Annotated in this window: 22 protein-coding genes and 1 tRNA gene; 9 read left to right on the forward strand and 14 right to left on the reverse strand. The window is 38.0% G+C overall.

Translation table 11 applies throughout. The annotated features are described in order from the left end of the window. Window positions 1–20: 20 nt before the first annotated feature. Complete coding sequence (gene pdxA / locus KIH23_RS01775; protein ID WP_213210932.1) at window positions 21–1,082, reverse strand: 4-hydroxythreonine-4-phosphate dehydrogenase PdxA; 1,062 nt, start codon at window positions 1,080–1,082, stop codon at window positions 21–23. Between the two features lie 58 nt (window positions 1,083–1,140). On the opposite strand from pdxA, the gene KIH23_RS01780 reads away from it, so the two are divergent. Then, the gene (locus KIH23_RS01780; protein WP_213210933.1) at window positions 1,141–1,728 is read left to right on the forward strand and encodes a riboflavin synthase; all 588 of its coding nucleotides are present in this window, start codon (window positions 1,141–1,143) and stop codon (window positions 1,726–1,728) included. Between the two features lie 422 nt (window positions 1,729–2,150). Here the strand turns inward: KIH23_RS01780 and KIH23_RS01785 are convergent. Together KIH23_RS01785 and mce are read right to left on the reverse strand one after the other, a co-directional pair. After that, window positions 2,151–2,224, reverse strand: a tRNA-Ile gene (locus tag KIH23_RS01785). A gap of 89 nt (window positions 2,225–2,313) precedes the next feature. Beyond that, window positions 2,314–2,718: a methylmalonyl-CoA epimerase gene (gene mce, locus KIH23_RS01790; protein WP_213210934.1), complete on the reverse strand. Its 405-nt coding sequence runs from the start codon at window positions 2,716–2,718 to the stop codon at window positions 2,314–2,316. Window positions 2,719–2,959: 241 nt separating this feature from the next. Here mce and rbfA point away from each other — a divergent pair, with 241 nt between their 5' ends. Beyond that, entirely contained in the window at window positions 2,960–3,352 is a 393-nt protein-coding gene (gene rbfA / locus KIH23_RS01795) for a 30S ribosome-binding factor RbfA (RefSeq protein WP_213210935.1), read from the forward strand. 1 nt (window position 3,353) lies between these two features. Further along, complete coding sequence (locus tag KIH23_RS01800) at window positions 3,354–4,559, forward strand: ABC transporter permease (protein ID WP_213210936.1); 1,206 nt, start codon at window positions 3,354–3,356, stop codon at window positions 4,557–4,559. Between the two features lie 88 nt (window positions 4,560–4,647). Here KIH23_RS01800 and dusB read toward each other — a convergent pair whose 3' ends face one another. Further along, window positions 4,648–5,640: a tRNA dihydrouridine synthase DusB gene (gene dusB / locus KIH23_RS01805; protein ID WP_213210937.1), complete on the reverse strand. Its 993-nt coding sequence runs from the start codon at window positions 5,638–5,640 to the stop codon at window positions 4,648–4,650. Between the two features lie 257 nt (window positions 5,641–5,897). Between dusB and lepA the strand changes: the two genes are divergently transcribed. Both lepA and thiL read left to right on the forward strand, forming a co-directional pair. Then, on the forward strand, window positions 5,898–7,694 hold the full coding sequence (gene lepA, locus KIH23_RS01810) for a translation elongation factor 4 (protein WP_213210938.1): 1,797 nt from the start codon (window positions 5,898–5,900) through the stop codon (window positions 7,692–7,694). A 212-nt stretch (window positions 7,695–7,906) separates the two neighbouring features. Then, a complete protein-coding gene (gene thiL, locus KIH23_RS01815; RefSeq protein ID WP_213210939.1) occupies window positions 7,907–8,953 on the forward strand; it encodes a thiamine-phosphate kinase in 1,047 nt (348 codons plus the stop codon). 261 nt (window positions 8,954–9,214) lie between these two features. Here thiL and KIH23_RS01820 read toward each other — a convergent pair whose 3' ends face one another. The 6 genes from KIH23_RS01820 to KIH23_RS01845 all read right to left on the reverse strand — a co-directional run bounded on the left by KIH23_RS01820 (window position 9,215) and on the right by KIH23_RS01845 (window position 16,284). Further along, a complete protein-coding gene (locus tag KIH23_RS01820; protein ID WP_213210940.1) occupies window positions 9,215–9,883 on the reverse strand; it encodes a response regulator in 669 nt (222 codons plus the stop codon). A 10-nt stretch (window positions 9,884–9,893) separates the two neighbouring features. After that, a complete protein-coding gene (locus KIH23_RS13845) occupies window positions 9,894–11,852 on the reverse strand; it encodes a sensor histidine kinase (protein ID WP_213210941.1) in 1,959 nt (652 codons plus the stop codon). A 148-nt stretch (window positions 11,853–12,000) separates the two neighbouring features. Then, window positions 12,001–12,654, reverse strand: coding sequence for a response regulator (locus KIH23_RS01830; protein ID WP_213210942.1), 654 nt, complete (start codon window positions 12,652–12,654; stop codon window positions 12,001–12,003). Between the two features lie 10 nt (window positions 12,655–12,664). After that, a complete protein-coding gene (locus KIH23_RS01835; RefSeq protein WP_213210943.1) occupies window positions 12,665–14,344 on the reverse strand; it encodes a sensor histidine kinase in 1,680 nt (559 codons plus the stop codon). Between the two features lie 450 nt (window positions 14,345–14,794). Continuing rightward, window positions 14,795–14,992, reverse strand: coding sequence for a hypothetical protein (locus KIH23_RS01840; RefSeq protein ID WP_213210944.1), 198 nt, complete (start codon window positions 14,990–14,992; stop codon window positions 14,795–14,797). A 275-nt stretch (window positions 14,993–15,267) separates the two neighbouring features. Continuing rightward, entirely contained in the window at window positions 15,268–16,284 is a 1,017-nt protein-coding gene (locus tag KIH23_RS01845) for a LytR/AlgR family response regulator transcription factor (RefSeq protein ID WP_213210945.1), read from the reverse strand. Window positions 16,285–16,572: 288 nt separating this feature from the next. Here KIH23_RS01845 and KIH23_RS01850 point away from each other — a divergent pair, with 288 nt between their 5' ends. Both KIH23_RS01850 and KIH23_RS01855 read left to right on the forward strand, forming a co-directional pair. Next, entirely contained in the window at window positions 16,573–17,064 is a 492-nt protein-coding gene (locus tag KIH23_RS01850; protein ID WP_213210946.1) for a hypothetical protein, read from the forward strand. Next, window positions 17,061–18,002, forward strand: a complete 942-nt coding sequence (locus KIH23_RS01855) for a hypothetical protein (protein WP_213210947.1) — start codon at window positions 17,061–17,063, stop codon at window positions 18,000–18,002. The genes KIH23_RS01850 and KIH23_RS01855 overlap by 4 nt, the downstream gene beginning before the upstream one ends. A 45-nt stretch (window positions 18,003–18,047) precedes the next feature. Here the strand turns inward: KIH23_RS01855 and KIH23_RS01860 are convergent, their stop codons facing one another. Further along, window positions 18,048–19,592, reverse strand: coding sequence for a glycine--tRNA ligase (locus tag KIH23_RS01860; RefSeq protein ID WP_213210948.1), 1,545 nt, complete (start codon window positions 19,590–19,592; stop codon window positions 18,048–18,050). A 95-nt stretch (window positions 19,593–19,687) separates the two neighbouring features. On the opposite strand from KIH23_RS01860, the gene KIH23_RS01865 reads away from it, so the two are divergent. After that, entirely contained in the window at window positions 19,688–20,371 is a 684-nt protein-coding gene (locus KIH23_RS01865; protein ID WP_213210949.1) for a ComF family protein, read from the forward strand. Window positions 20,372–20,526: 155 nt separating this feature from the next. After that, window positions 20,527–22,143, forward strand: coding sequence for an Ig-like domain-containing protein (locus KIH23_RS01870; RefSeq protein ID WP_317197016.1), 1,617 nt, complete (start codon window positions 20,527–20,529; stop codon window positions 22,141–22,143). Here the strand turns inward: KIH23_RS01870 and KIH23_RS01875 are convergent. The 3 genes from KIH23_RS01875 to KIH23_RS01885 all read right to left on the reverse strand — a co-directional run bounded on the left by KIH23_RS01875 (window position 22,127) and on the right by KIH23_RS01885 (window position 25,736). Then, entirely contained in the window at window positions 22,127–22,894 is a 768-nt protein-coding gene (locus KIH23_RS01875; RefSeq protein WP_213210950.1) for an amidohydrolase, read from the reverse strand. The two genes, KIH23_RS01870 and KIH23_RS01875, sit on opposite strands and share 17 nt — an antisense overlap. A 62-nt stretch (window positions 22,895–22,956) precedes the next feature. Continuing rightward, window positions 22,957–23,718 carry a succinate dehydrogenase/fumarate reductase iron-sulfur subunit gene (locus KIH23_RS01880; protein ID WP_213210951.1) on the reverse strand — a complete coding sequence of 254 codons (762 nt, stop codon included), beginning with the start codon at window positions 23,716–23,718 and terminating at the stop codon, window positions 22,957–22,959. 8 nt (window positions 23,719–23,726) lie between these two features. Then, on the reverse strand, window positions 23,727–25,736 hold the full coding sequence (locus KIH23_RS01885; protein ID WP_213210952.1) for a fumarate reductase/succinate dehydrogenase flavoprotein subunit: 2,010 nt from the start codon (window positions 25,734–25,736) through the stop codon (window positions 23,727–23,729). Window positions 25,737–25,740: the final 4 nt, after the last annotated feature.

A 25,740-nucleotide genomic window follows, 5' to 3' on the forward strand; every position in this document is an offset into this window, starting at 1 on the left:
AAAGCCTTGGTGTGTTTTTTTTACCTATTATTTTTTTCAGCTTGTTTTTCACGGACTTTCATCGGATTTTTACTGATTTCGAAGTGTTGAATCCGATTGTGAAAAACATCCAGAGCTAAATAAACCGCTTCTTTAAATGATCCGGAATCAGCTTGGCCTTTTCCCGCAATGTCAAAAGCAGTTCCGTGATCAGGTGATGTTCTGATTTTTTCAAGCCCAGCAGTATAATTTACTCCTTTTCCAAACGACAAAGTTTTAAACGGAACCAACCCTTGGTCGTGATAAGCCGCAATAACAGCATCGTATTTTTCATATTGCTGATTGCCAAAAAATCCATCCGCAGGGAAAGGTCCAAAAACCATAATCCCTTTATCAAATAATTCTTTGATAGTTGGTGAAAACATCTCAATTTCTTCTTTGCCAATCACACCATTATCACCACTGTGCGGATTCAAGCCCAATACGGCGATTTTAGGTCGGGTAATGGCAAAATCTTGAATCAAAGTGCGGTTGATGGTTTCTATTTTCTGAGCTATTAATGCCGGAGTTAAATGTTTAACCACCTCGTTTACCGGAACATGATCAGTCAAAAGCCCCACGCGCAAACGATCGTGAACCATCAGCATAAGCGAATCGCCTTTAAGTTGTTGATTCAAATAATCGGTATGCCCCGGAAACTTAAAATCGTCTGACTGAATATTATATTTATTGATGGGTGCCGTAACTAAAACATCAATCTGTTCTTCTTTGAGCGCCGCTGTTGCAGCAGCAAACGACTTGATTGCATAAGCGCCAACCTTATCGTCAATTTGTCCAAAGTTCAAATCAACTGGCTCTTTCCAAACGTTTAAAACATTAATTTTTCCGGGAATGAGTTGATTAATATGGTCAATGCCGTGCAAGGTAGAGGTTGATTCAAAGGTCTTTTTTACAAACGAGAGAATCTTGACATTGGCGAAAATAACGGGCGTACAGAGCTCTAACATTCGAGCATCTTCAAAGGTCTTTAAAACTACTTCGCTTCCGATTCCGTTCAAGTCACCTATGGAGATTCCGACAATTATATTTTCGTTTTTTTTCATGGAGCAGCGCGTTATTATTGCTAATTTTGACGTGCAAATTTAGTAAAATAAACCAAAGATGTTTACCGGAATTATTGAAACCCTCGGAATCGTTCATTTGATTAAAAAAAATCAAGATAATCTTGACATTACCATACAAAGTTCAGTCACACAAGAACTCAAAATTGATCAAAGCGTTGCTCATAATGGTGTTTGCTTAACTGTTGTTGCTATTAAAAACGACCTTTATACTGTAACAGCCATCCGAGAAACCATTGAAAAAACCAATATGAGCGACTGGAAAACCGGCGACATAGTTAATCTTGAACGCGCCATGAAACTCGGAGATCGGTTAGACGGGCACATCGTTCAAGGGCACGTTGATCAAACGGGGCTATGCACTGATATTCAACAAGCAAGCGGAAGTTGGTATTATACTTTTGAATACAGCCCTGACCTTGGCAATATAACCATTGAAAAAGGTTCAATTACAGTAAACGGTGTGAGTTTAACTGTTGTTGATTCAAAAGAGCATAGTTTTAGTGTAGCCATTATTCCATATACACACGAGCACACCAACTTCAAAAACTTTCAAATTGGCACCAAAGTCAATTTAGAATTTGATGTGATTGGCAAATATGTGAGTCGATTATATCAGAAAAAATAACTATTTGTCAAAAAACAAAAACTCCGGCTTAGACCGGAGTTTTTTTATGAGAAAATTTTGATTTGTATATTTTGTAACACCCAAACATTACCGCAATAACAGCCATTGAAACCAAATCTCCATCTATCGGAAGACCTGGAGGCGGAATTCCTGGAGGCGGTGGCCCATTACTTGGTATGGCCGTAGCTGAGGCGCTTACCATCAACAAAACCAATAAAAAAATGTTCGGGACAATTTTCATAGGGCGTAAAAGTAAGTAAAAATTCTTTCTGTCAAAATTTTTTTTTGGTTTACAATTGGTTTTAATGCTAAAAAGAGCTCAATTAAAAACAACTTTTAACAACAAGTTAAATTAACGTAAAAAAAACCATTTTAGTTTTACGTTAAAAAAAAAGACTCTCATACAAAGAAAGTCTTCTTAGTGGTCCCACTTGGAATCGAACCAAGCACCTACTGATTATGAGTCAGTTGCTCTAACCGAATGAGCTATAGGACCTTTAAATTTGGTTGCAATATTAATGTTATTTTTATAACCCTGCAACTATTTTTTTGGGCAAAATCAGTATTTGCGCGGGATATAACCGATTACTCTAAAATTTCTTGACACAACTCAACCAAAACGCCCAAAGTATTTTTCGGATGCAAAAAAACTACTAATTTATTGTCGGCTCCTTTTTTGGGTTGTTCGTTCAAGACCACAAAACCTTCAGCTTTAAGGCGGGCAATTTCAGACACAATATCCGCTACATCAAAAGCAATATGGTGAATGCCTTCGCCGCGTTTTTCAATGAATTTCGCAATCGGGCTTTCAGGATTTGTAGCTTCAAGCAACTCAATTTTATTCGGTCCACTCATAAAAAACGAAGTGTTGACGCCCTCACTTTCAACTGACTCCATTTTATACGGTGGCTGACCCATGAGTTTTTCATAAACTTCATTGGCTGACTTTAAATCTTTTACGGCAATGCCGATGTGTTCAATTTTTCTCATGCTTAATCACTGCTATTTTGATTTTATCCTGAAGTCAAAGATACAAATTTGCCCCTAGCCCTGATAGAGCCGATATCCTTTTACGAGGAACGAGCTAAAGATTGCCTCTCAAAAATAATATTTAAAATTTTGTTTTCGGCCTATTCGCTTCGCTCGGGTTATACGAAAAGCAGGTTCCTGACCCCTAAAATGAACCTGCAACGACCGTGGCATACAAGTAAAAAAAACGTATTTTTGCGGCATGGAAACAAATAGACAGAAAAAAATTGGCGGTGTAATTCAGCGCGATTTGGTAGATATTCTTCAAGGTGAGGTTCGTAAAAACAACATTACCAATCTGATTATTTCTGTATCAAAAGTAAGCGTCACCACTGATTTATCCATTGCATCGGTGTACTTGAGTATTTTTCCGCAAGACAAAGCGCCTGAAATTCTCGCTGCAGTAAAATCAAACGCACCGCTCATCAAACACGATTTGTCACAACGCGTTCGTTTGCAATTGCGCAAAGTGCCTAATTTAGTTTTCTTTATTGACGATTCGCTTGATTACATCGAAAAGATTGACCAAGCATTATCTGAAAAAGAAAACCCAATTGAAAACCGCGATCTGTTAATTCGCCGCAGAAAAGCTTAGTGTGAATTTTCCGCTGTACATAGCCAAACGTTACCTCAAAAGCGCGAGTAAAAACAACGCGATCAACATCATCAATGGCATTGCGGCACTCGGAGTAATTGTTGGTTCCATGGCTTTGTTTGTGGTTTTGTCGGTTTTTAGCGGACTCAAAGAATTCAGCCTTTCATTTACCAACGAATTTGATCCTGATTTAAAAATCACGAGCACCTTCGGAAAAACACTTCAAATAACTCCGGCGCAAGAAATCGGAATCAAAAAAATAAAAGGTTTAGCCTCAAGCAGCAAAATCATCGAAGAACGCGTTTTGTTTTTGTTTGATGGCAAAGAACAAGTTACCTATATAAAAGGTGTCGATTCTCTTTTTGAGCGGGTGAATCCGGTGCATAAAATAATGTATCAAGGCCAATGGCTTGAAAAGCACTCCAACCAAGTTGTGGTAGGTTATGGCATTTGCCAAAAACTCTCGATGGGCTTGTTTGATTTTAACCACCCTTTTGAAGTTTTTGTCCCCAAAGCCGGACGCGGCGCCATTGAAAATCCCGATGAAGCCTTCAATCGATGCAAACTCGCACCGGTAGGCATATATGCTATTAATGAAGACCTCGACTCAAAATACGTCTTTGCCGATTTGACCTTAGCGCAAGCCTTGCTCGAATTTAAACCCAACCAAATTTCGGGTATTGAATGTAAACTCAAACCCGGCGCCAGTGAGCAAGCCGTGGTCAGCGAGCTTCAAAAGTTGTTTCCGAAAAACACCGCCATCAAAACCCGGGCACAGCTCAACGAAAGTTTGTACCGAATGCTCAACACCGAGAATATTGCGGTGTATCTCATTTTTACCTTGGTGATTATTGTGGCTTTGTTCAACTTGGTGGGCGCGCTGATTATGATGATTCTAGACAAAAAACACAACCTCAAAACGCTGTATAATTTGGGCGCTGAAGTCAAACATTTACGTTCTATTTTCATGTTTCAAGGATCACTTTTAAGTATTGTGGGCGGCTGTATCGGACTGGTTTTAGGCATTGCGGTTGTCTTGCTGCAACAACAATTTCAATGGGTCATGATTACGCCCAACTTGGCCTATCCGGTCGTTTTCTCGGTGCAGAATGTGTTATTGGTATTGGCCACCATCTCTGGTTTAGGCTTATTGGCCTCGTGGATTGCCTCAAGCCGAGTGACCAAAAAATTACTCGAACAATTTTAATTGGGGCGCTGCCTGCGGCCCGGGTTTTTCGCGGTGCACGGCACCCAGCTGCAACCCCTAGCGCGGCTTTAGCTTTCCGAACAACCTATTACACAAACGAATAATCGGCAAACGCTTTCGAGATTTCGTCAAATGCGCGGTACAAATCATCTTTGTTGTCTAAGGTGACTAATTTGTGTCGGTATTCTTTAAAGTGCGAGATTCCTCTAAAATAATTGGTATAATGACGACGGGTTTCAACAATTCCGGTCCATTCGCCTTTCCATTCCATAGCCCAAGTCAAATGATTGCGCGCGGCATCAATACGATCTTGCATACTCGGCGGCGGTAGTTTCTCACCGGTTTTTGCGTAGTGTTTGATTTCGTTAAAAATCCACGGATAACCAATCGCGGCGCGGCCAATCATGATGCCATCCACTCCGTAGCGATTTTTGTAATCAAGCGCTTTCTCCACCGAATCAATATCGCCATTGCCAAAAATCGGAATCTTAATCCGCGGATTGTTTTTAACGCGCGCTATGTGCGACCAATCGGCTTCGCCTTTATATAATTGCGCGCGCGTTCGCCCGTGAATTGACAAGGCTTGTACGCCCACATCTTGCAAACGCTCGGCTACTTCGTCAATGTTGATCATGTTTTCGTCCCAACCCAAACGCGTTTTGACCGTGACCGGCAAATGCGTTCCGCGAATTACCGCTTCGGTAAGTCTGACCATCAAATCAACATCTTTTAAAACCGCAGCTCCGGCGCCTTTGCAAACCACTTTTTTAACTGGACAACCAAAATTAATATCAATCAAATCCGGATTCACCGTTGAGACAATTTTGGACGAAAGCCCCATGGCTTCTTCGTCTCCGCCAAAAATCTGTATGCCCACCGGACGCTCGTAGTCAAAAATATCGAGCTTTTGTTTGCTTTTAATGGCATCGCGAATCAGCCCTTCAGACGAGATAAATTCGCTAAACATCAAATCGGCTCCGTGGGTTTTGCACAAACGACGAAACGGCGGATCGCTCACGTCTTCCATAGGTGCCAACAACAACGGGAATTCGGGTAATTCTATGTTTCCGATTTTGATCATGGCGCAAAAGTAAGTTTTTTTGAGTTACAGAAAAACTTGACACCTCTTTGATGTGTTTTATTCTTTTATTTATTAGGGCTTTGAGGCTGATGAAGTTTGGACTATATTTGCAGCCAAGTGCGTGAGGGGCAGCAGCGGCATCCTTGGGTGGCGCAAAGCAGAACCCAAGATACAGCGAATGACCCGACCCGAGGAAGTATGACGAGGGGCACGCCCAAAAAACAGCCTAAAAAAGGCGATTTGACCTTGTACTGAAGATGAAGAACATTCGAAATTTTTGCATTATTGCACACATTGACCACGGCAAAAGCACCTTGGCCGACCGCTTGCTCGGGGCTACACAAACGGTAAGTGCTCGTGAAGAAAAAGCGCAATTGCTCGACAATATGGATTTGGAACGCGAGCGCGGGATTACCATCAAAAGCCACGCGATTCAGATGGAATACAAATACAAAGGCGAAGATTATATCTTGAATTTGATTGATACGCCCGGGCACGTTGATTTCTCGTATGAAGTTTCGCGTTCGATAGCCGCTTGCGAAGGCGCGTTGTTGATTGTAGATGCGGCGCAGAGTATTCAGGCGCAAACCATCTCAAACTTGTATTTGGCTTTAGAGAATGATTTAGAGATTATTCCGGTGCTCAACAAAGTGGATTTGCCCAGTGCGAACCCTGAAGAAGTAAGCGATGACATTGTGGACTTGCTGGGTTGTAAATTAGAAGAAATTATCCACGCTTCGGGTAAAACCGGTTTTGGCGTTGAAAATATTTTGGCCGCCATTATTGAGCGTATTCCGGCTCCGAAAGGCGATGCGCAAGAACCGCTTCAAGCGCTGATTTTTGACAGTGTTTATAATCCGTTTCGCGGCATTGAAGTTATTTTTAGAGTCGTGAACGGCGAGATTAAAAAAGGTCAGAAAATTAAATTTATGGCCACCGGAAACGAATATTTTGCGGATGAAGTAGGAACTTTGAAACTTAATCAGGTTCCGAAAAATGTGATTTCAACCGGCGATGTAGGTTATTTGATTTCGGGTATTAAAGAAGCCAAAGAAGTCAAAGTTGGTGACACCATTACCGATGCCAAAACGCCAACCACCAATATGATTACCGGTTTTGAAGATGTGAAACCGATGGTTTTTGCCGGGATTTATCCGGTAGATACCGAAGATTATGAAGAGTTGCGCAACTCTATGGAGAAATTGCAACTCAACGATGCTTCGCTGGTTTTTGCTGCCGAGAGTTCTGCGGCTTTGGGCTTTGGTTTTAGATGTGGTTTCTTGGGCATGTTGCACATGGAAATCATTCAAGAGCGATTGGAGCGCGAGTTCAATATGACCGTGATCACAACGGTTCCAAACGTTTCGTATTTGGCGTATACCAAAAAAGACATTGATGTGCCCATTGTGGTGAACAACCCTTCGGATTTGCCCGAACCTTCAAGGCTTGATCGCGTTGAAGAACCTTTTATCAAAGCAACCATCATTACCAAATCAGACTATGTGGGCAATGTGATGAGTTTGTGTATTGAAAAAAGAGGTATTATCACCAACCAAACTTATTTGACTACTGAGCGTGTTGAACTCAATTTTGATATGCCGCTGGCCGAAATTGTATTTGATTTTTACGATCGTTTGAAAACCGTTTCTAAAGGATATGCTTCGTTTGATTATCATCCGATTGGCATGCGCGCCTCTAACTTGGTAAAAGTGGATGTTTTGTTAAACGGCAATGGTGTTGATGCGCTTTCGGCTTTGATTCATGCCGACAACGCTTATAACATCGGGAAGAAAATGACCGAAAAACTCAAAGAACTCATACCGCGTCAGCAGTTTGATATTCCGATTCAGGCGGCGATTGGTGCCAAAATCATCGCGCGTGAAACCGTAAAAGCGCTTAGAAAAGACGTTACGGCCAAATGTTACGGCGGTGATATTTCACGTAAAAGAAAACTTCTTGAGAAACAGAAAAAAGGTAAAAAGAGAATGCGTCAAGTAGGAAATGTTGAAATTCCGCAAGAAGCATTTATGGCAGTTCTAAAGCTGAATGATTAATAAGCAGCTGAGTTGCTGAGTGCCAAAGATAAGAAAGCCCGATGATGAAAGTTGTCGGGCTTTTTGTTAGGCATTATTTATTGTAATAAACTAGCCAAACTTTGTAACTTTACCGCTCAAATTTACAAGAGGCTCTCAGGCTCTCAGGCTCTCAGGCTCTCAGGCTCTCAGGCTCTCAGGCTCTCAGGCTCTCAGGCTCTAAAAAATAAAAAATGTTAGAAGATAAAAACCCACAGCGCACCAACTTGGCACAATTAGGCGAGTTTGGTTTGATTGATCATTTGACGCGTCATTTTGAAATGCAACAACCTTCAACCCAAAAAGGCATTGGCGATGATGCGGCGGTGTTGGATTTTGCCGGCAAAAAAACGGTCATCTCAACCGACTTGCTCATTGAAGGCGTACATTTTGACTTGGCCTATATGCCGCTCAAACATTTGGGTTATAAAGCTGTTGTGGTGAACCTTTCTGACATTTGCGCCATGAACGCTCAGCCGACTCAAATTACCGTTTCGGTGGCGGTTTCAAACAGATTTCCGCTCGAAGCTTTAGAAGAATTATATGCCGGAATTACGCTCGCGGCGCAAAAATATAAAGTTGATGTGGTGGGCGGCGATACGACTTCATCTCAAAAAGGATTGATATTGAGCATTACGGCTTTGGGCGTGGCTCAAGACGAGGAATTGGTGTATAGAAATACCGCCAAAGCCAATGATTTGCTGGTCGTCAGTGGTGATTTAGGCGCAGCTTATATGGGTTTGCAAGTTTTAGAACGCGAAAAGCAAGTGTTTCAAGTGAATCCGAATGCACAACCTGATTTATCGACGTATGCTTATTTGGTAGAGCGTCAACTCAAACCTGAGGCGCGCACTGACATCAGAACTTTGTTGCATGCGCTCGAAGTAAAACCAACCTCGATGATTGATATTTCAGACGGACTATCGTCAGAAATCATGCATTTGTGCAAGCAATCGGGCGTGGGTTGTAATTTATATGAAGATAAATTGCCCATTGACCCGCAATTCATCAGCACTTGTGAAGAGTTCAACTTAGATGCAACAACCATTGCCATCAACGGCGGTGAAGATTACGAATTGTTGTTTACGATGAGCATGAACGATTTTGATAAAATCAAAGCCAATCCGGACTTGACCATCATTGGACACATGACCGAGGCGGCAGAAGGCATACATTTAGTTACCAGAGCCAACACTAAAATTCCACTCAAGGCGCGCGGTTGGGATGCACTCAGCGAATAATACATCTTTGATTTATAGACATAAAAAAAGCGGCACTCCCTAATTTGCCGCTTTTTCTATATGTTGTAGTGAAGATTTTAAAGTTTTTTGTTTGGGGCAAAAAAGGCGAATCAAAAGCACTACTTTGTGTTTTTATGTTTACGACTACTACCTCGTTAAACATATGGCTAAATTAATACATGCCTCTTGATACTCGTCTGTGGTTTCCCTCAAAACTCATTACGGTTTCCCGCATTTTTGATTACGGCTTTCCGCAATAAACTATAAAAGTCCTTTGTTTTTGGCTTCTCGGATCAAATCAATATCACTTCCGCCTTTGATTTCAAGTAAATCTTTTAAATGTAATTTTCGTTTTTCGACCGCGCTTAATGACAGCGGAACATATTGCGGAATGTCTTTGGTTTTGACCCCTTTTGAAAGTTGAAATAGAATTTGTTTGTCAAAAGCATCAATCTCAATGTTGTCGTATTGAATTTGACTCACCAATCGAACAACTGTTTGACTGTAATAATTCTCGTCTTTGAGGATTTTGTCAAAAGCCAATAAGAGTTCGTCAAAAGTCAAATCATTTTTAATAACCAATCCGTTCGGGTTGATGTTTTTGATGATGGTGTTGATTTTAAGCAACTCGGTATGCATGGTGAGCAAAATGATTTTGCAATCAGGCATTTGTTGTTTGATGAGCTGAGCCAAATCTTCACCCGAGAAAATTCCTTTTTCTTCATAAGTAGGCATACTCAAATCAAAGAAAGCGATTCCGAAAGGCTCGGTGGCTTCAGTAATGGCTTCATAACCAGTTTTGCAATCTTTGGCTTGGGTAATAGAAAATTCGTAGATGCCTTTTGAATTATATCCTTTGATTGCGTTTTTATAGGCCTCAATGATAAAAGGATGGTCGTCAACAATGAGAATATTAATCGATGTAGCCATAGTTCTTAGGTTATGATATTGGTATGCTGATTTCTATAGTGGTTCCTTCATTTGGTTTGGTTTTAATCATCGCTTTACCACTGCACGACTTAGCGCGTATGACGATGTTTTGCAAACCTAGACCTTTTTTTGCTTTTTTGAACGAAAATCCTTTCCCGTCATCAAAGATTTCAACAATCAGTTCGTCTTGATTTTTACGCATGCTTACCTCAACATTATTGGCTTGGGCATGTTTGAGGATGTTTTGCATAGCTTCTTGTAAAATTCTAAATAAGTGAATTTTTTTATAACCCGCTAGGTTTTCCCAATCAATTTCTGAATCAATCTCAAGATTGTATCGGCAGATAGAAATTCGCTTTTGATCTTCAATCAATGCCTCGGCAATACCTACAAAACTGCCTTTATTGGCCAAAGCTCCGTGGTTTAGGTCATGTGCAATATTACGAATTTCTTTCTCAATATCCTGAATCCCATCAACGAATCTACTGAAGTTTTTGCGGCTTTCTTCAGGTGCCTTTTCTGTCAATAAATGAAGATTAATTCGCGTTGACGCAAGCATATTCATAATGCCATCATGCAAATCTTGGGCAATACGTTTTTTTTCAAGCATTCGACCATTGTCAATTTTATTTTGTTGATCTAGCATCAAATTTGTAATTTCTTCATTGGCTATTTGCTGAACTTCTTTGAGCTCTAACACACGCTTTTTAGCAGCTTGAAACTTAATAATAAATAATAAAAATAAAATAAAAATGATGCCTAAAGCTATCATCCAAGCTTGTCGGTATCTCTTGATTGCGTCGTTTTTTTGTTGGGTAATTTCTTCGGTTTCGTAGGCGATTTTAGCAAACTTATTACGGGTTTCTCTTTCGAGTTGTTGCATACTATCAGAGATTCTGATGTATTCTGAAGAATATTTTAAAGCGTTTTGGGGATCAACTTTGATGAGTTGTTTGAGGGAGATTAGAATGTCTCCCGGGCTTCCGCAACCTTTAGAAAGATTATATAATTTATTTGCTAGTTTTTTTGCCTTAGTTATATTGTTAACAACATAATAATATTCAATAGATAAGAATAAATTATAATCCTTACTCTCCGATATATTTAAACTATCCCTTATTCTTGCAGACTTGTTAAGTAACTCTTCAACTCCTTTATTTTTTTTGATTTTTATCTTTATGTTGGCAAGGTGATCTAATGACAAACAATAAGCCGTTGGATAAATAAAGAATCCTTTAAAATTATTTTTTCTCAAAGATTCATTGTGAAACATCAAAGCTCTCCTATATTCGTTTACATAAAAAAAGTTGATTGCCATGTTATTAAGGGTTATAATTTGTGAAATCTTAAACTTTTCACTGCTTTCACCATTTGTTAAATCTAGTGCTTTTTGGTAATATTTAAATGTCGATACATAATCCTTTTGATTACTTGAGTTCATTCCAAGAATCATGTAGATCTTAGTTATTTCATATTTTAAATTTAACTCCTTGGCTATTTTTAAAGCTGAAACCAAAGTTGCTTCTGCTTCCATATAATTACATGTATAATGGAAGACCAATCCTTTATCAATGTATAAGTGACATAAAAAAAATTTATTATTTAGTTTTTTAAAAATCTTCTCCGCTCTTAAGTAATAATAAAAAGCGCTATCATTCAAATCCATGTTTTGATAATAAATACCCAACCATCGATACGAATGACCAACAAAATATTCATCGTTTTCTGCTTGACTTCGGGTTAAGGCCAACCGACTAGCTCGCTTTAAATTTTTCCATGAATTCAAATTATAAAAGCTTCTACACATTTCAATGAGTTGATCTCTATTCAGAGAATCATTCTCGTGTAGTATCAAAGCATCAACTGCATTTTGCGTATAAGCAACCCGCAAAGCATATGGTGTTTTATTCGAAAGTGCTTTTTGAATATACAGCGAAGTGCTGTCGTTTGAAGAAATGTCTTTGGGCACCTTTTTATGCTGACAACTCGCCAACAACATAAAGAATAGAATATAGCCGTATATATATTTAAAAATCATACTCATCAATAAACAATACAGCCTTGAAGTTAATCAAAAAAGAAGTTGATGGCGGCAGATTTTCTACAGTAAATGTTAATTAAACCAATCCAAGGCGTTGGGCTTCTTTGATGATGTCTTCATCTGAGCCTCCTTTGGGAATATCAAAAAACAATCTGATTTTGGCTTTTCGTTTGTCAACAGCGCTCAATGAAATAGGCAAATGCTCGGGGATATTTTTGGTTTTGATGCCTTTGGCGAGCAAAAAAATAATTCTTCTGTCATACGAGTCTAATCCGTCATACAAATTACCTACATTCTTTAAGCTTGTTTTGGCTGACTTGCTGTAATATTTTTCACCGGCTAATACTTTTTGAACCGCCTCGGCCATATCATCTGACTGAAAATCACTTTTTACCAAGACGGCATCGGGATTTAAAGATCTAATTAAGTTATATAGTATGAGTCCTTCGGTATGCGAGGTGATGATCATAATTTTGGTTGCCAGAAATTTCTGCATAATAAGTCGTGCCATATCTTCGCCGGAAAAAATTTTCTGAGCCTCAAAAGCTGGCATGGCCATGTCAAGGATTGCTATATCAAATGCTTTTTGAGCTTTTTGTACTAATAAATAAGCTTGTTCAAAAGTAAAGGCTACACTAAACTGCAAATCTTCGACATTAAAATATGCTTTTAGAATTCCTTTGTAACCTTCAATCATGGCGGGATGATCGTCAACTATTAATATGTGCATATAAAAAAATTTAGGCTTCAACTTGTGTTTTGACTAACGGAACCGATACCGTAATGGTTGTTCCTTTTCCTTTTTGTGATTGTACTTCAAAAGTCCCTTCGCTCTCACTGGTTCTGGAAAGCATATTTTGCAAGCCAATTCCGCGTTTTTTGGTATCAACCTCAAAGCCAACTCCGTCATCAATTACTCTGAGTGTAATGTTATCACCATCAGTTTTAAACTCTACATGGATGTGTTTGGCTTGTGCATATTTATTGATGTTCTGCAATGATTCTTGCAAAATTCGGTACAGATTAATTTTGGTGTTGTTGCCCAAAGTATCCCATTGAATTTTTTCATCTATAGAAGAGGTCAATTCGGGTTCAAACGAACTGCTTTGCTCTTCTAGTAAATTCTGAACAATGGCCACGAAATTGTTGATGAGCGCATGTTTCTCACGATTCAAATCGTGCGATATTTCACGGATATCTTGCTCAATGTTTTTGAGTTCGTTTAGATAATTAAATCGACTGTTGATGGATTCTTCGTCGGTAGATCGGTTCAAACTATCTAGGTTCAGTCTAGCCCCAAACAAACGTCCCAATACTCCGTCGTGTAATTCTTGTGCAATTCGCTTCTTTTCTCGAACCCGGTTTTCTTCAATTGTGGCTTGTTGCGAGATCATAAGGCTGTAAATTTCTTCATTGGCCTTTTGTTGTTGTTGCTTGAGCATGAGCTCACGGTTTTTGGCACGTTGTGTTCTAATAACAAAAAGCAATAAACCCACAAACAAGGTTCCGACAAAGAAGTATAATAAACTGCGATTTTGCTCGGCCAGCTTGTCTTTCTCTTGGATGATTTCATCGGTTTCAAAAGCAATTCGGGCAAATTTGTCTTTGGATTTGCGTTCTTCTAGTTGGATGCTGTCACTTATTTTAATGTATTCCTTAGAATATTGTGATGAATTTTTGTGATCAACGAGAGATATTTGTTTTAATGAGCCTAGTAAATCTGATGAAAGATTAGTCTTTTTCGATATCGACAGTGCTTCCTCTGCATATTTTAGTGCTTTTACGGTATCCTTAACGCCATAATAATATTCTGAAAGATGAATTTTACTGTACACAATTCTCGAATCAGCATTCAAACTATCCCTTATTCTCAAAGACTTTAAAAAATAATCTAAGGTGTTTTCATAATCCCCTAATTTAAATTTAGAATAGGCTAAATTATCCAACAATATAGCATATAACCCTGGCTTTTCTTTTGCTAAATTTACATTTTTTAAGGCCTTTTTAAATTCGATAATAGCATTTTTATAATCCTTCAAATACAAATAACAATTACCAATGTTATTTAAAGAGATTTCTTGTAAAAAATAACTTGGATTTAAATTATTTTCATTGGCAATTTCTAATGCTTGTAAATGATATTCTATTGATTTTTTGTAATTTTCAGTATTAAATGATGCAATACCAATATTTGTTAATGCATCATACTCTCCTAATTTGTCATTATTTAATCTAGAAAACTTAAGTGCTTGTGTTGCGGAGTATTCTGCTCCAGAGAAGTCAACATAAATTAATTGGATTGTAGATTTATTTAAGTATAAATTCCCTAAAACATCTGTTTTTTCTTTTTTTAAAAATAGCTTCTCTGCTTTTAAGTAATAATAATATGAACTATCAGGAACATTATTGTTGAAATACATCTCACCGTTATAATAATATGAAAATGCTATACTTAAAGTATCTTTAGCTTTAACAGCGAGTTTTAATAAAAGCGAATTGAATTTATTTAAATTTTTTACATCCTTTTTTTCACTAAACTTTTTTAAACATTTCAACAACAACGTTCTGTTTTCAAACGTATTATCATTGTTTTTAACTATTTCATAAATATATTCACTGTTGCCCTTCTTATAACTGTTAAAAGGTGATTCACTAATACTGTCGGATATCCGAACAAATGATTCATCACTTACCTGATTCTTTTTTTCGTTTTTTGAACAACTAAAAAAAAATAATACAAGAACAAATATGTAATAGAAAGTTTTCAAAAGTTTTTTTCAAATGTAAAAATTTTACAAAAAAAAAGAAGTTGCATAAAAGCAACTTCTGTAAATATATTTTATTTAGTTATAGAATCTAGGAATAATACACTAACTTCTTCTATCAGCGTTTCCACCTCCAATTTCAGATAAACTTCTTCTATCAGCGTTTCCTCCACCGATTTCAGATAAACTTCTTCTGTCTGCGTTTCCTCCACCGATTTCAGATAAACTTCTTCTGTCTGCGTTTCCTCCACCGATTTCAGATAAACTTCTTCTGTCTGCGTTTCCTCCACCGATTTCAGACATACTTCTTCTGTCTGCGTTTCCTCCCCCAATCTCTGGAGCCCTAAATGAAGTCAATACCATCATCAATGACAATAATCCGAATGTTAAAAATGTTTTTTTCATAATCTGAGACATTTATGTTTTGTTGTTTTACTCGCCTTTGTTTGTGAAATTGCGCTTGTTTCACGATGTAAAACTACAATGCATGTCTCGGCACACCTAGCGTTCAGGCGTGTATATAGTGTGATGATAAAGTTTATGAGTGAATGGATGCCAAATTCAGGTAGATGAATTTGCTAGATTTCTAAATAATTGCCATTTGTGATGCTGCTGATGATTGCATCAACGTTTTCTTTGTACGATTTTGAGAACGGGAGTTTGGTTGTTGTATTCTTTATATAGCAAACAGAATTACCTGTATGAATTCTAGAAACATAATCTATATTGACAATATAACTATTGTGAATTCGAACAAATGGGCTTGAAAGTACGTTTTCAAAATGCTTGAGTGTTTTAAAGGCGGTAATCATCTCGCCATTAAATAGATGAATATCTGTTGAATTATTATCCGCTTGCAAATAACAAATGTCTTTGGCTTCAATAAATCGGTAGTCTCCGTATGACTTTACGCAAATAATCAGAGGTTTCTCTTCTTTAGTGACGATCTCAGCAACAACTGGTTTGTTTAGGATTTCTTGTTCTTCTGATAAAATTTGACTTTCTTCTATTTCAGTCAATGATTGGCTTTCTATGATTGACTCTGAAACTGCTTCAGTTATTGCATCGATTTGCTCTTGATTGATTTCAACCTCAGGCGTAACCTCTTCATGTGTGACTTGCATCTCTTGAATATGATTTGCTTCAGTAACCGGTTCTATAACAGGCTGCTCTACATATGACCTAAACTGAGGGGCTGACGGATAAGGGCTGACTGCTTCTCCGCACTTTTCGTGTTTGAGGATGGTTTTGATCAAATCATTTCCGCTAAATGGCTTAGGTAGATAGTCGAAAGCTCCGTATTGCAGCGCTTGCAAAGCCATTTGAGCATTGTTTGTGGTAATGATAATTTTAGGCAAAACTTTCAGAAATCGGTGTAATTCATTGATGAGACCAAATGAAAGTCCACTATTGGGATTCTTAGGATCAACTTCTAAAAAAACAAATGTAGGTCTGTACTCCAGAATTAAGTTCAAGCCTTCTTGATAGCTAGAAGCCGACGCAATAAACTGTAATTCACGAAAACGAGCAGCAACAGCTAAAGTTTTTAGCGTGCTCTCAGAATTATCATCGATAATAATATAAGAATAACTCATTACTGTACACCATAAAATAGTACAGCATCAGAAGGCTGAATGAGATTATGTAGATGCTTGGGGCATTCGTTAATTTGGTTTAAGCTCAATTTCAGACCGTGCTAAATTACATCTTTTGAAAAATTATTTTTAGGATTGTTAATAGAATTCCACACATTGTTAACATTATTTTATCAACTGCAAAAAAACTCGCTAAACTGCATGATTCATATACTTGTTTGGGAAATAATTTTGAAAAAAAATAAATTTATATATATATTTACACTAATCTAAATTATTCCTGTTGCCATGATAAACCTTGATTTTAAAAGTGTTGAAGAAATTCTTAAAACCTTTCAAGATGAAGAAAGCTGCCTCATTCACCTAGAGAAAATTCGTTGGGATCCACACGTGCAAAGTCCTTTTGATCCTGCCTCTAAGGTTTATAAATGTCGAGGTCATTTATATAAGTGCAAAAATTCTGGCAAATATTTTAATGTAAAAACAGGAACGCTTTTTCACAATTCAAAAGTTGAGCTCAGAAAATGGTATGCTGCAATTTGGCTGGTAACCAAAGGCAACCAAACGATTACATCAGTAGAAATGGCTAAAGAATTAGATTTAACACAAAAAACAGCTTGGTACATGATCAAACGAATAAAAGATTATTATACGTTGGCTACTCCTAAAAGGCAGAAAAAAGAAAAGAAAATGATTTTTGAAGTTGCTGAAAGGCAAAAATTTGTAGAAGAAAAGCTCGATATGGTTCAGTGGCTGCAACAATTGCAACAAAACAAATGAAAACAGGTAAAAAAGTTAAAGTAAAATACGGATCATTAAAATCTCCTATAAAGTTGGGCGGGATATCCGCAATTCATTGTTTTATCATTGAAAAAAGCAAACGAGTTGTTGAAATTCAATCATTACAAAAGGCTTTAGGATATGACGGAAAATCTGAGCTTTGGCTTTTAAACCTCTTAATAACACTGTCCAAATTTGAAGAAGTTCCAGAAAAAATTCTACAGGCATACAATCATCCGAAAATTATTGAAATCAGTAATTCTACTTTAGAGCCCATAAAACTTTTGATTGTTGATTACAAAATTTTCCAAGCAACTTTAATCTTATTGGTAAAAGCCAAAAATGATGGATTACTAAGTGCTTCTCAAATAAAATATGCTAAAAATGCGGGATTAATTCTAAAACAAATTAACAAAACAAGTCTAAAAAAAATCATCAATCAAGCCAGCGGATTAAGTCTATTAAAAGACCGCAATAAAGCTTATATACAAAAATTAGTTTGCGAAAAACATTCAGATGATTCATTGCTTTGGATAGAGCATTTACCCAATTATTTTTTCAAAAAAATTATGAAGTTAGAAGGTTTATCTTGGGAAGCCATTGAAAAAACTCCCGAACGAATAATAGATATTCTGTTACTTCTGTTTCACATACACATTCCACAAGAGTTACATCAAAAAATGGCTTCTCAAAAACCCAAAAGAATCTACCAAAAAAGATATAACCCACCGAAAAAACAAGTGTTTCTAGAGCTAGAAAATTATTTAATCGATCTTATTTCACTCATAGACCAATCTGCCGGAGACTGTTTTATTTTCGAGCAATTGCTCCGTCGAAAATACCCAGCCCGCACATGGATTGAAAAAACAAAAACAAGCCATAGTTCAACAATGGCCTTATCAGCTTTTAATAAAGTGCTCAAAAAAATAATTCAATAAAAAAGCCCGCTAAAAACGGGCCTTGAAAAATATTTAAGTAGAAAACTACACTGTTTTTAATAACCATGTTCTCATAGAAACTTCTTGATCGATAATACTTCTCAATTCAGAAATTTTCACACGATCTTGTTTCATGGTGTCGCGATGGCGAATGGTTACGGTTTGGTCTTCTAAAGATTGATGATCAACCGTGATACAAAACGGAGTTCCCAAAGCATCTTGACGGCGATATCTTCTTCCAACGGCATCTTTTTCGTCATAAGAAACTTTAAAATCCCATTTAAGTTCATCCATAATTTGCTGAGAAAGTTCCGGTAATCCATCTTTTTTAACTAGCGGAAGAACAGTAGCCTTTGTTGGTGCTAGAACGCTTGGCAAACGCAATACAGTTCTCGAACTTCCGTCTTCAAGGGTTTCTTCAGTCAATGAATTTGAGAAAACCGCCAAAAACATTCTGTCTAAACCAACAGAAGTTTCAACTACATAAGGAACATAGTTTGAATTGGTTTCAGGGTCAAAATATTGAAGTTTTTTACCTGAATATTGCTCATGCGCCTTCAAATCGAAGTCAGTTCTAGAGTGAATTCCTTCAAGTTCTTTGAATCCGAACGGGAAATTAAACTCAATATCGGCAGCTGCATTGGCGTAATGCGCTAATTTTTCATGATCGTGAAAACGATAATTTTTATCGCCTAAACCAAGTGATAAATGCCATTTTAAACGCGTATCTTTCCAGAACTCATACCATTTCATCTCTTCTCCCGGACGAACAAAAAACTGCATTTCCATTTGCTCGAACTCGCGCATTCTAAAAATAAACTGTCGCGCCACAATTTCATTTCTAAACGCTTTTCCGGTTTGGGCAATACCAAACGGAATTTTCATACGTCCGCTTTTTTGAACATTCAAAAAGTTGACAAAAATTCCCTGAGCTGTTTCTGGTCGCAAATACAAATCCATAGCGTTTTCAGCCGAAGCGCCAAGTTTGGTTCCAAACATCAAATTGAATTGTTTCACATCGGTCCAATTTCTAGAACCGCTTTCAGGGCAAGCAATTTCAAGTTCTTCAATCAAAGCTTTTACATCGTCCAAATCACCACTATCAAGTGATTTAGCCATACGCTCAAGAATGATTTTCTTTTTGGCCAAATATTCAACAACTCGCTGGTTGGTCGTTATAAACTGTTGCTCATCAAAAGAATCTCCAAATCGTTCACGCGCTTTATCGATTTCTTTTTGTGCTTTTTGCTGCAACTTCTCAGCATAATCTTCTATGAGAACATCTGCTCTGTATCGCTTTTTTGAATCTTTATTGTCAATAAGCGGATCATTAAAAGCATCTACGTGGCCTGAAGCCTTCCATGTAGTTGGGTGCATCAAAATAGCCGCATCAAGCCCAACAATGTTGTCGTGCATCTGAACCATTGCCTTCCACCAATATTCACGGATGTTTTTCTTGAGTTCAACACCGTTTTGAGCGTAATCGTACACGGCGCTCAATCCGTCATAGATTTCGCTAGACGGAAAAATAAACCCGTACTCTTTTGCATGCGAAACCACGTTTTTGAATAAATCTTCTTGTTTTGCCATAGTGCTGCAAAAATATAAAAAGCGTATTAAAAACAGCACTTTAACCACACATCTGACATATTTTTTTTACTTTTAAAATATTAAACGCCATTCATATGTTTCAAAGCCTATTAAACCTTTTCTTCCCAGAGGTATGTTTGGGATGCAGTCGATTACTTTTATCAAACGAAATAGTTATTTGCACACGTTGTCGACACGAAATTCCGCAAACACTTCATTATCTGAATCCCAACAACGAAGCATTTAGAAAGTTTTATGGGAAAATAGCTGTAGAGCACGTCTCAGCTTTTGCCTATTTTCAAAAAAAAGGATTGCTGCAACCCATTATTCATGCGCTTAAATATCAAGAAATGGAAGTTGTAGGAACTCTATTCGGGCATTGGTACGCGCCTGATTTAAAAAAATTAGAGGTTCTTAAGGATCTTGATTTAATCGTTCCGGTTCCGCTTCATCCCAAAAAGCTTAGAGAACGTGGCTATAATCAAGTGAGTAGTTTTGGCCGAAGCCTTTCTGAAGAACTCCAAATTGAGCTCAATGAATCACTGTTGATTCGTACTGTTTATTCAAAAACACAAACCAAAAAGAATTTACTAAGCAGAACCGAAGTGCAAAACAAAAACATTTTTGATGTCTCAGAAACCAACAGCTATCAAGGCAAACATATTCTGCTGATTGACGACGTACTCACCACCGGATCAACTTTAGAAGCCTGTTGTCGCGCTTTACTTAAAATTCCCGGGGTGAAAATTAGTATTGTTTGTATTGCCATGACCCAATAACATTAAGTGTAATTAAATACTATTGAAAATTAAAACATTGATTTTAAACAAATTGCAATTCTCATCAAACAGCCGAAAATTAACCAACACGGGATAGCGAAATATTTTCAGAAACAAGATTTTAATCGTTATTTTGCAAGTGTAAAAAAACGTTTGTGAAAAAGAGTTTTCTTTTATTGTTGATGATTGTTGGCCTGATGTTAACCAATTGCGCCAAACGCGGAACTATTACCGGTGGAGACAAAGACACGATAGCTCCGGTTTTGAAGGTGAGTTTGCCTAAAAATTATACCACTCATTTTAAGGATAAAATCATCAAATTGAGCTTTGACGAATATGTAAAACTCAAAGACATCAACAAACAACTTATTATTTCGCCACCACTTGAAAAAGCACCGCGAATTCTTCCACTCAATGCCAGCAAAACAGTTTCTGTTGAATTTTTAGAAGATTTACAGCCTAATACTACTTACAATCTGAATTTTGGTCAAAGCATTCAAGACTTCAATGAAGGCAACGCTTATAAAGACTTTAAGTATGTTTTTTCAACAGGCGCCTTTATTGATTCTTTACAGGTTTTGGGCTCTGTGAGCGATGCTCTTTTGAAACAAAAAGACAAAGATTTGAGCATCATGCTTTATGAAGTTGATGAAAAATACCAAGATTCATTGGTTTACAAACAAAATCCGAGATATATTACAAATGCAGCAGATACTTCTGGCGTTTTTAAAATTGAGAATATCAAAGCCGGAAAATATAGGTTGATTGGCCTCAAAGATGAAAATAAAAACCACCGTTTTGATCCAAAATCTGATAAAATAGGTTTTTTAAACATGCCTATTGACCTGCCAACTCAGGAAACTTTTGATTTGCGCCTTTTTAAAGAGGTTGCTCCATTTAAAGCCTACAAACCAGTTCAAAATTCAGGAGCTTCGGCGGTTTTAGCTTATGAAGGTTCCCCAAAAGAAGTTCAAATAGAACTCAAAAAGAACAAAGAGATTTACCCACACAAAGTCAGTAAAATTGTCGGCAAAGATTCATTAATACTCTGGTTTAAGCCAATAAAGCTTCAAAAATCTGAGGTAGATTCTCTGGAAATTGCCCTAAAAATCGGAACTTATCATCAGAATTTCACCTTTAAAATCAGAAGTCAAAAAACCGATTCTCTAAAAATTAGTCCGGTTCAAGCTAAGTTTTTAGGTTTAAATGAAAACATATCGCTCATCTGCAATCTTCCTTTGGCAAAAATAGACGAGCGAATGATTAAAATCACCACAAAAGACACGACTAATTTGGTTCCGTTTAAAATTATTTACGATGAGTTGAATCTTAATTTACAATTAGAATTCAAAAAAGAACCACTTACCAAATACAACCTAAAAATAGCTTCGGGAGCCTTATTGGATTTCTTTGAACACAGCAACAAAAAACCGTTGCTGTATGAATTTGAGACCAAAAACATATCAGATTACGGCAATCTCAGATTAGATTTAGAAAATGTAAAACAATATCCCGTCATTGTTGAGTTAACCGATAAAAATGGAGTTGTTCAACAATCTAAAATCGTTGATAAAGCAGGAACTATTAATTTTGACTTGATCAAACCTGAATTGTACACGCTTCGGATTATTTATGACGAGAATAAAAATGGTGTGTGGGATACCGGAAATTATCTGCAAAAAAAGCAACCTGAAGAAGTGATTTATTTCCCTAAAAACATTGATATTAGAGCCAATTGGGATGTACAGCAGAGTTTTATTCTAAAAAAGTAAACCGATCTCTGTCGGCTAAAAATCTGAATTTTTGACGAATTTCTTGAAGTTGTAGAAGATTCAAATCAACAGTGTACACATCTTCTAATTCTTGAGGTTCAAGCAAATGATTCCCCAAAGCATCGATTACTTGTGAATGACCAATATACTTGTGCTGATTACCGTCTTCTCCGACTCGGTTGACCGCAACTACGTATGATTGGTTTTCAATCGCTCTAGCTGCTAATAAAGCATCCCAAGCCGATGTTCTAACTTCGGGCCAATTGGCTACATAAATCAAAACGTCGTAATCTTCATTATTCCGAGAATAAACCGGAAAACGCAAATCATAACAAATGAGCAAGCAAATTCTAAAGCCTTTATAATCAACAATCAGCTTTTTATTTCCGGCTCTATAAACTTTGTCTTCGCCGGCCAATGAAAACAGATGCTTCTTATCATAGCTCTGCCAACTTCCGTCTGGTTTGACAAACAACAAACGATTGTAGAAATTACCGTTTTCTTGCACTGCAATACTGCCGGTGATGGCCGTCTTTTTTTCAGCCGATAAGCGTTGCATCCACAAAAGCGTTTCACCCGGAAAATTTTCAGCAATTCCTTGAGGATTCATCGTAAAACCGGTCGTAAACATCTCTGACAAAACAATCAAATCAACTGAATCGTCAATATTGTTGATTTTCTCTTGAAGTAATTGTCGATTGACGGCTGGGTTTTCCCAAACCAACGAAGTTTGAACTAAGGCTACTTTCATAGAGATAAAAATAAAAAATCCCAACTAAAAAGTCGGGATTTGATGTTATTTAAAATAGGTCGTTATGACAAACTGGCTTTTAAATATTCACGGTTCATGCGCGCAATGTTCTCGAGTGAAATTCCTTTCGGGCATTCGATTTCGCATGCCCCGGTGTTGGTACAGTTTCCGAATCCTTCTTCGTCCATCTGACGCACCATATTAAGTACACGTTGGGTTGCCTCAACTTTTCCTTGCGGAAGCAATGCATATTGAGATACTTTTGCGCCTACAAACAACATAGCCGAACCATTTTTACAGGTAGCTACACAAGCACCGCAACCAATACAAGCAGCCGCTTCAAAAGCTTTGTCTGCATCTGGTTTTGCAACCGGAATTGCGTTGGCATCCATGGTTCTGCCTGAAGTATTTACCGAAACAAAACCTCCGGCTTGCTGAATTCTGTCAAAAGAACTACGATCTACTACCAAGTCTTTAATCACAGGAAACGCTTTACTTCTCCAAGGTTCAACATAAATAGTATCGCCGTCGTTAAACATACGCATGTGCAGCTGACAAGTTGTAATACCTGTGTCTGGTCCGTGCGCACGACCATTGATATACAAAGAACACATACCGCAAATTCCTTCGCGACAATCGTGGTCAAAAGCAACCGGCTCTTTGCGTTCGTTGATTAATTGTTCGTTGAGCTGATCTAGCATTTCAAGAAACGAACTGGCCGTTGATACATTGGCCAATTGATAAGTTTCCATGTTTCCCTTGGCTTTGGAATCTTTTTGACGCCAAATTTTTAGGGTTATATTGATATTTTTAGCTGAAGACATAATTCTGATTATTTGTAGTTTCTAGCGGCAATTTTGATAAACTCATATTTCAATTCTTCTTTGTGAAGCACTTCTTTGCTAATGTCGTCGCCTTTGTATTCCCAAGCGCCTACAAATTTGAAGTTTTCATCATCACGTAAAGTCTCGCCTTCTGAATCTTGATATTCTTCACGGAAGTGTCCGCCACAAGATTCTTTGCGTTGTAATCCGTCCATCGCCATCAGTTGGCCCAACTCAATAAAGTCAGCAACACGCAATGCTTTTTCAAGCTCAGGATTCAGCTCTTCGGCTTTTCCAGGAACATATACCTCTTTGTAGAATTCTTCTTTAAGAGCGGCAATTTCTGCAATCGCTTCGGTTAAGCCTTGTTCGTTGCGGCCCATACCTACTTTATTCCACATAATCAAACCTAATTTTTTGTGGAAATAATCAACAGATTTGCTTCCGTTGTTGTTCAAGAATTGATCGATTGTATCTTTAACGCGTTTTTCTGCCTCGTCAAATTCAGGAGAATTGGTTGGGATTTTACCCGTACGGATATCATCTGCCAAGTAATCTGAAACCGTGTAAGGCAAAACAAAATAGCCATCTGCCAAACCTTGCATCAAAGCTGAGGCTCCTAGACGGTTGGCTCCGTGATCTGAGAAATTAGCTTCACCTGCCACAAAACAACCCGGAATAGTTGATTGTAAGTTGTAATCAACCCAAACACCGCCCATGGTGTAATGTACCGCCGGATAAATTTTCATCGGGGTTTCGTACGGGTTTTCATCGGTGATTTTTTGATACATGGTAAAGAGATTTCCGTATTTCTCTTCTAACCAAGCTTTTCCTAAACGCGTGATTTCTTCCGGTGAAGGATTGTGATTTCCTTGCGCATAAGCGGCTTGTTTTCCTTTGTTTTGAATTTCGGTAGAGAAATCGAGATAGACACCTTCATTGGTGTCGTTGGCCTCAATTCCGAAACCGGCATCACAACGCTCTTTAGCAGCTCTTGAAGCCACGTCACGCGGCACCAAGTTTCCAAAAGCGGGGTATCTTCTTTCTAAGTAATAATCGCGATCTTCTTCAGCAATCTGTGTGGGTTTTAATTTACCGGCACGAATCGCCTCGGCATCTTCTTTTTTCTTCGGAACCCAAATACGACCTGAGTTACGCAAAGATTCTGACATCAAAGTCAATTTAGATTGATTGGTTCCGTGTACCGGAATACAAGTCGGGTGAATTTGCACATAACAAGGATTCGCGAATAAAGCGCCTTGTTTGTGCACTTTCCAACCAGCTGTAACGTTGCTGCCCATCGCATTGGTAGAAAGGAAATAAACGTTTCCGTATCCGCCGCTGGCAATAATTACAGCATGCGCTGAATGACGCTCGATTTCACCGGTCACTAAGTTTCTGGCAATAATTCCACGGGCTTTTCCGTCAACTTTCACCAAATCAAGCATTTCATGGCGATTGAACATTTGTACACGGCCCAATCCGATTTGTCTTGACAAAGCCGAATAAGCGCCCAGCAACAATTGTTGTCCGGTTTGTCCAGCGGCATAAAACGTACGTTGTACTTGTGTTCCTCCAAAAGAACGGTTGTCAAGTAATCCACCGTAGTCACGAGCAAACGGAACGCCTTGCGCCACGCATTGGTCAATGATGTTTCCGGACACTTCGGCCAAACGATGAACGTTGGCTTCACGGGCACGGTAATCACCGCCTTTAATCGTATCATAAAACAAACGATAAGTACTATCGCCGTCGTTTTGGTAGTTTTTTGCTGCATTGATTCCGCCTTGAGCCGCAATAGAGTGCGCACGTCTTGGTGAATCTTGAAAACAAAATGCTTTTACATTATAGCCCATCTCGCCAAATGATGCAGCGGCTGAAGCGCCTGCTAATCCGGTTCCCACCACAATAATGTCAATTTTCGGACGGTTATTGGGCGCAACTAATTTGAGATGATTTTTATGATTAGTCCATTTGTCAGCAATAGGACCCTGAGGAATTTTTGAATCTAATGCCATGGGA

It is taken from the genome of Flavobacterium sp. CYK-55 (genome assembly GCF_018413465.1).
Lineage (GTDB): Bacteria > Bacteroidota > Bacteroidia > Flavobacteriales > Flavobacteriaceae > Flavobacterium.